The sequence below is a fragment of the Streptomyces antnestii genome (assembly GCF_004005495.1).
Taxonomy (GTDB): domain Bacteria; phylum Actinomycetota; class Actinomycetes; order Streptomycetales; family Streptomycetaceae; genus Streptomyces; species Streptomyces antnestii.
On record NZ_RZYA01000046.1, the window covers coordinates 1 to 6,735 of the forward strand.

Genomic DNA, 6,735 nt, shown 5'->3' on the forward strand with positions numbered 1-6,735 from the left:
GGTTCCTCGCGACCCGCACGACGTCCTGGCGGAACTCTTCCGGATAAGGCTTGGGCACAGCGACATCCTTCCCACCCGCCCCACAGGGCAAGCCAGTTCAGATGTCACCCGATCGTGCAGCAGACCCTTTCCAAAAGCCGAGCTTCTGCGATGTTGGCGTAGTGGTCCGACAGTTCGATACCGATGAACTTCCGGCCCTCGCGCAAGGCAGCGACACCGGTCGTGCCCGAGCCGGTGAACGGGTCGAGGACGGTGCCGCCGGGCGGGCAGATCTTCACCAGCTCCTGCATGACCTCGACAGGTTTCTGGGTGATGTGGACGCGGTCTTTGCGAGGCTGGCTCGCGGTGTAGAGGCCGGGCAGGTAGACGGGATTCCGGTGGGCGTCGACCGGGCCCTTGGTCCCCCAGACGATGTACTCGCAGGACTGCTTGAGGCGGCCCTTCTGCGGTCGGGATACCGGCTTGTGCCAGGCAGCGATGCCGCGCCAGGTCCAGCCGGCCGCCTGCAACGCGTCGGTGGTAGTGGGAAGTTGCCTCCAGTCTGTGAAGACCAGGGCGGTGCCAGACTCGACTGTGGCCCGGTAAGACGCGCACAATCACCCAGAGGAGAATTGGTTCCCCTGGCTTCCGTACGAACGCAACTTGATGCGGTTCGTCTTTCTCTATCCGGAGGCTCGCGAGTATCTCGTCAACTGGCGCGCTGACTGGGCCGCACCGTTCCTTGCCCAACTGCGCTTCGCCCTGGCCACGCACCGCGACTCACCGGACCTGCTCCGCCTGCTCGACGAGATTTTGGGCGGCAACGAAGAGGCACGAAAACCGTGGGCAACAAACGAGGCCAGGGTGCACTCCGACGGCGACATCCGACGACTACGACTCCCGGACCATCCTGACGAAGAGATTCAGATCCGCATCATGGCCTTCGCCCCGCTCAGCAACTGGGACCTGCGAGCCATCGTGCTTCTGCGCCTGGATCCATGAGGAACGCCGCAGCCCGAACCGGGAGTGACGGCCGTTGGCCATGGCAGCGGCGGTCACGGACCATGGAGGAGAGGGAAGGTGAAGACCATGGAACTTCCCCTGGTCGTGGGTGTCGACGGCTCGGATATGAGCATGCGCGCGGTGAGCTGGGCCGCGGACGAGGCCGTCCTGCACGGGGTGCCGCTCCGGCTGGTGTACGCATCGTTGTGGGAGCGCTACGAGGGGGAAGCCCTCGCCGAGACGCTCGGCAAACCGTCGGAGCGGGTGCTGGCCGACAACATCGTCGATGTCGCGGCGGGGATCGCCCACCGTCGTGACCCGGATCTGAAGGTCTCCACCGAGGTGGTGCACGACGACGCGATCAGCGCGCTCGTGAGCGAAGGACGCAACGCCAGTGCCCTTGTCCTGGGATCGCGTGGCCGCAGCGGCGTCGCCGAGGTGTTGCTCGGGTCGGTCTGTCTCGCGGTGGCCGCCCGCGCCGACTGCCCCGTGATCGTGCTGCGCGGCAGCCATGACAACCAGGCCAGGACAGCGGTCCACCGGCGGGTCGCTCTGGGAGTCGCCGACGACCAGCAGAACACCGAAGGCGTGCGCTTCGCCTTCCGGGAGGCACAGCTGCGAGGCGCCGCTCTGGAGGCGGTGCGGGCCTGGCGGTGCCCGGCCCGTGAGACGGTCGATCACCCGCTGCTCACCGACGAACCCGCCCGGGCCTACGAAGCGCGCGCGGTGGAGATCTTGGAGGCGGCCGTGGGTGAGGACGCGGCGGCCTACCCGTCGGTGGATCTGTTCCGGCGAACCGCCGAGGGACCGGCCCGTAAAGTGCTGCTGGGCGCATCGGCACAGGCCGACCTCCTGGTGGTGGGCGCTCGACGGCGTCAGGGCCACCTGGGACTCCAGATCGGCCTGGTCACGCACTACGTCCTCCATCACTCGCGCTGTCCCGTCGCCGTCGTACCCCAGCGGGGGTGAGCCGTGACCGGCAGGGCTGCCGTGCCCCGCGCGCTGCGAGGTGTGGCGGCCGCGGTCTTCGACACCGACGGCGTCATCACGGATTCCGCGCGGGTGCACGCCGCCGCGTGGAAGGCGGCCTTCGATCAGTTCCTCCAGCTCGGGGGGCTCCGAGGGCAGCCGCCCTTCGACCTGCAGGACGACTATCTCCGGTACGTCGACGGCAAGTCGCGCCTCGACGGCGCTGCCGCGTTCCTGCACGCCCGGGGGCTTCGGCCGTCGGCGGCCGAGGTCCGGGCGGTCGCGGCCGACAAGGAACGGATCTTCACCGAGCGCCTGCGGGCGGACGGTGTCGCCGCCTACCCGGGCACAGTCCGGCTGGTGCGCGCCTTGCGGTCCGCAGGGATGCCGCTCGCCGCCGCATCGGCCTCCCGGCACGCGGCGGAACTCCTTGAGCACGCGGGCGTGCGCGAGCTTTTCGACGTCCTGGTGGACGGCACGGAGGTCTCGAGGCTGCACCTGGCCGGAAAGCCCGATCCGGCGCTTTTCCTGGAGGCGGCGCGCCGCCTCGGCGTCCCCGCCCGCCTGACCGCTGTCGTCGAGGACTCTCTGGCCGGGGTCGAGGCGGGACGGCGTGGCGGTTTCGGCGTCGTGGTGGGAGTGGACCGCGCGTACTCCCCCGAGACCCGGAGCGCGCTGCTGAAGCACGGGGCGGATCTCGTGGTCGACGACCTCGCGGAACTCCTCGGGGAGGACCGATGATGCGGGACTGGACATTGGAGTATGAGGGCTACGATCCCGCCGAGGAACGTTTGCGCGAGTCCCTGTGCACTCTGGGCAACGGCTGTTTCGCGACGCGCGGCGCGATTCCGGAGTGTGCCGTGGACGCGATCCATTACCCCGGCACGTACGTCGCCGGCTGCTACAACCGGCTGACCTCGGACGTGGCGGGCCGCAAGGTCGAGAACGAGGACATGGTCAACCTGCCCAACTGGCTGCCACTCCGCTTCCGCACAGACACCGGGACCTGGTTCACCCCCGACACCCACAAGGTCCTCGATCACCGTCAGAGCCTCGACCTCCGTTCCGGCACCTTGGAACGCGTCGTGCGTTACGAGGACCATGACGGCCGACGCCTCGCCGTACGACAAGTGCGCGCTGTCCACATGACCGATCCGCATCTGGCTCTGCTCCGGACCGAGGTGACCGCCGAGGGCTGGTCGGGACGGCTCGAGGTCGAGTCGGCCCTGGACGGGACCGTCACCAACACAGGAGTCGAGCGCTACGACGCGCTCGCCCACCGCCACCTCACACACGTCCAGACCGGCTCACCGGCGCCCGACACCGTGTGGATGCGCTGCCGTACCCGTACGTCGGACATCAGGATCGCCCTCGCGTCCCGGACTGTCACTGACACCGGCACACACGCGGAGACGGAGCTGTCGCACGAACACGCCCGCGCGGTCCAGGTACTCAGGTTCTCCCTGACCGACGGACGCACCGTGACGGTCGACAAGACCGTCGCCCTGCACACCTCGCGTGACCGGGCCATCAGTGATCCCCTGCACGCGGCACTCGACCGGGTCCGCCGTGCCGAAGACGTCGAGACGCTGCTGCGGGCCCACCGTGCCGCATGGCAACGGCTTTGGCGCAACGCGGAGTTGGATGTTCCGACCGACGCCGGGCCGGTGCTGCGCCTGCATCTCTTCCATGTGCTGCAGACCCTGTCTCCGCACACCGCCGACCTCGATGCCGGTGTCCCCGCCCGAGGGCTGCACGGCGAGGCCTATCGTGGGCACGTCTTCTGGGACGAGCTGTTCGTCCTGCCCTACCTGAACCTGCATTTCCCCGAGGTCTCCAAGGCTCTCCTCTCGTACCGCCATCGCCGTCTGGCACAGGCCTGCCGGTCCGCGAGGGACGCCGGGCACACCGGCGCCATGTATCCCTGGCAGAGCGGCAGCGACGGACGTGAGGAGACCCAGCGACTCCACCTCAACCCGCGCTCCGGACGCTGGCTGCCTGACCGCTCACGGCTTCAGCACCACGTCGGATCGGCGATCGCCTACAACGTGTGGCAGTACTGCGAGGCGAGCGGCGACACCGAGTTCCTGTACACCAAAGGCGTCGAGATGCTGGTGCAGATCGCCAGATTCTGGGCCGGCGTCGCGGAGTTCGACCGCACGCTCGGCCGCTACCGGATCCGTGGAGTCGTCGGTCCCGACGAATACCACGACGCGTACCCCGGCGCCCGCAAGCCTGGTCTTGACGACAACGCGTACACCAACGTCACCGCCGCGTGGGTACTGGCCCGCACCCTCGAGGTCCTGGACCGCCTGCCCGGACCGGTGCGACGCGATGTGTGCGAGACCGCCGACCTGGACGCCGCCGAACTCGATCTCTGGGACGACGTCTCCCGAAGGCTGCACGTGCCGTTCCACGCCGGAGTCATCAGCCAGTTCGAAGGGTTCGGCGATCTGGACGAGCTCGACTGGCATGCCTACAGAGACAGATACGGCGACATCCGGCGCCTCGACCGGATCCTCGAGGCCGAAGGTGACACCGTCAACCGGTACCAGGCGTCCAAGCAGGCCGACGTCCTGATGCTGGGATATCTGTTCTCACCCGCCGAACTCGCCGAACTCTTCGACCGGTTGGGCCACCAGCTGGACGACGCGCTGTGGAGCCGAACCGTCGATCACTACCTGTGCCGGACGAGCCACGGTTCGACTTTGAGCAGCCTGGTCCACGGCTGGGTGTTGGCCAGGGCCCGGAGAGCCGATGCGTGGACCTACGTCCATGAGGCCCTGGCGGGCGACATCGCCGATCTCCAGGGCGGCACCACGGGCGAGGGCATCCACCTCGGCGCCATGGCCGGCACCCTCGACGTCGTGCAGCGCGGACTGACCGGCCTCGAGACCCGCGGCGGTGTGCTCCGGCTCGACCCGGTGCCGTTGCCCGAGCTCTCCGAGTACGGCTTCACAATCCGTTACCGAGGGCACCGTAGTGTGCGCCTGAAGCTGAGCTGCGGCCGGCTTCAGGTCTCTGTGCCCGCCTCCGACCGGGACCCGATCGGCATTGCCCTCGCCGACCGCACCGTGTCCGTGGCGCCCGGGGAGTCTTGCACGCTCGCCCTGCCGGACGGCTCGAATCCTGTTCTTCGGCGCCCGTGACGCCGAGCTCCCCGGACGGCGAGTGACCCGGCGGGTCTCATGGTGTCGGATTACCGGTGGCGTCGTGCTGTTCCAGCTGGGTCGCGAGGACCGCGGCCTGGACACGGCGGTGGACGCCCAGTTTCGCCAGCAGCCGCGAGATGTGGTTCTTCACGGTCTTCTCCGACAGGTAGAGCCTCTTGCCGATCTCGCGGTTGGTCAGCCCGTCCCCGATGAGCGCCAGGATGTCCCGCTCGCGCGGTGACAGGCCCGCCAGTTCCGGGGCGAGCTCCGGCGTGGTGTCCGGGCCGGCCCGCAGGGACCGCATCAGCCGGGCCGTCGTCGCGGGATCGAGCATCGACTGCCCCGAGGCGACCGTACGTACCTCCGAGACCAGGTCGGAACCCCTTATCTCCTTGAGTACGTAGCCCGACGCCCCGGCCATGATCGCGTCCAGCAGGGCCTCCTCGTCGTCGAACGACGTCAGCATCAGACAGGCCAGTCCCGGCATCTGGCTGCGCAGCTCCCGGCACACACTGATCCCGTCACCGTCGGGCAGCCGGACGTCGAGGACGGCGACGTCCGGACGCAGGGCCGGCCCACGGGCCAGCGCGTGCTCGACGTTCTCCGCGTCCCCGACCACGGAGATGTCCGCCTCCGCGTCCAGGAGGTCGGACAGCCCGCGCCGGACCACCTCGTGGTCGTCCAGGAGGAAGACACGGATCGGGTTCTGCTCCGTGAAGGTACGTGGCTCGGTCATGACGACCCCTCGTTCCCCGACGGACTGCGGACCGCAGGTTGCCTCTGACAACGATCACTATCCCTCCGCGGCCAGGTGGCATCAGGGCCAGCCGGCGCGGCTCGGGTGAGACACCTCGGTTCACTGCACGGGCGGCCGTGCACGACGCCTCCTTGGTCGCTTTCCTGTCGGGGCTCCGGCGCTCAGAGGGAATGACCGCTGCCACAAGGGCCGAACAGGTCCAGCAGCCGGTTACGCATCGTCTGAAACCGGTGGGCGACGACGGAGCCCACCCACAGGGCCACCGGGGCACCGAGAGCGGCATCCTTCTGACACATGGTGCGTACGGTCGCGGCATCGAACTCGTAGGCGCGCACTGGGGTTGTCGCCTCAGCGCCCAGGTGCCACACGTGGTGAGCGAACAGCCAGGACCACCCCAGGAGTTGATTGTGGGTGAGCGTCTCCAGGACGACCGCCCGGCGGCCCGGGACATGGAGATCGAGAGAGACGTTGCCGGAGCGGATGATCCAGAACCGGTCGGCGCGGCCGCCCTCCTTGAACAGACGCGTGCCCTGCGGAAACGACACCTCCCGGGCGACGCTCATCAGCCGTTCCAGGTGCTCGGCGGGCAGTGCCCGCACCGTGTCGGTGGTGGGGAAAGCATTCATCGTGCCGCCTCTTCCTGGAGCGGGGCCTACCCAGATCTACCGTCCGCCTGAGGCTGACCGTTCACCATGGGCCACCCGGCCCCGCGGCCGGGTCCGCCCGGTCCCGGCCGGGTCAGGTACGCTTGCGGCCCCACGTCGATCCGAGCCGGTCCCACTCGCGGCCCCACTGGTCGTAGCGCCGTCGGTCCAGTTGCCACCGCCCGAGGCGTCCGCTCGCGAAGACCGCACCACCGAAGGCGATCGCGGCTCC

Annotated in this window: 5 protein-coding genes and 2 pseudogenes; 4 read left to right on the plus strand and 3 right to left on the minus strand. The window is 68.9% G+C overall.

Features of this window, described 5'->3' with window-relative positions; all coding sequences use genetic code 11:
• Positions 1-104 precede the first annotated feature (104 nt).
• Positions 105-596 (minus strand): annotated as a pseudogene (locus tag EOT10_RS40785) (DNA-methyltransferase); the annotation flags it as partial.
• Positions 597-636: 40 nt separating this feature from the next.
• On the opposite strand from EOT10_RS40785, the pseudogene EOT10_RS40790 reads away from it, so the two are divergent.
• From EOT10_RS40790 to EOT10_RS40805, 4 genes and pseudogenes are all read left to right on the plus strand, one after another.
• Positions 637-981 (plus strand): annotated as a pseudogene (locus EOT10_RS40790) (MmyB family transcriptional regulator); the annotation flags it as partial.
• Positions 982-1,068: 87 nt separating this feature from the next.
• A complete protein-coding gene (locus EOT10_RS40795) occupies positions 1,069-1,950 on the plus strand; it encodes a universal stress protein (protein ID WP_127833427.1) in 882 nt (293 codons plus the stop codon).
• Positions 1,951-1,953: 3 nt separating this feature from the next.
• On the plus strand, positions 1,954-2,691 hold the full coding sequence (locus tag EOT10_RS40800; protein WP_127833428.1) for an HAD family hydrolase: 738 nt from the start codon (positions 1,954-1,956) through the stop codon (positions 2,689-2,691).
• The gene (locus EOT10_RS40805; protein ID WP_127833429.1) at positions 2,691-5,099 is read left to right on the plus strand and encodes a glycoside hydrolase family 65 protein; all 2,409 of its coding nucleotides are present in this window, start codon (positions 2,691-2,693) and stop codon (positions 5,097-5,099) included. Before EOT10_RS40800 ends, EOT10_RS40805 begins: the two co-directional genes overlap by 1 nt.
• Positions 5,100-5,136: 37 nt before the next feature.
• On the opposite strand, the gene EOT10_RS40810 is transcribed toward EOT10_RS40805, so the two are convergent.
• The gene (locus tag EOT10_RS40810) at positions 5,137-5,838 is read right to left on the minus strand and encodes a response regulator (RefSeq protein ID WP_127833430.1); all 702 of its coding nucleotides are present in this window, start codon (positions 5,836-5,838) and stop codon (positions 5,137-5,139) included.
• A gap of 182 nt (positions 5,839-6,020) precedes the next feature.
• A complete protein-coding gene (locus tag EOT10_RS40815; protein ID WP_127833431.1) occupies positions 6,021-6,485 on the minus strand; it encodes a Crp/Fnr family transcriptional regulator in 465 nt (154 codons plus the stop codon).
• Positions 6,486-6,735: the final 250 nt, after the last annotated feature.

Bases quoted from the DNA above. Each gene is read 5' to 3' on its own strand.
- EOT10_RS40795 (WP_127833427.1), top strand. From the start codon at position 1,069: ATGGAACTTCCCCTGGTCGTGGGTGTCGACGGCTCGGATATGAGCATG.
- EOT10_RS40805 (WP_127833429.1), top strand. From the start codon at position 2,691: ATGCGGGACTGGACATTGGAGTATGAGGGCTACGATCCCGCCGAGGAA.
- EOT10_RS40810 (WP_127833430.1), bottom strand. From the start codon at position 5,838: ATGACCGAGCCACGTACCTTCACGGAGCAGAACCCGATCCGTGTCTTC.
- EOT10_RS40815 (WP_127833431.1), bottom strand. From the start codon at position 6,485: ATGAATGCTTTCCCCACCACCGACACGGTGCGGGCACTGCCCGCCGAG.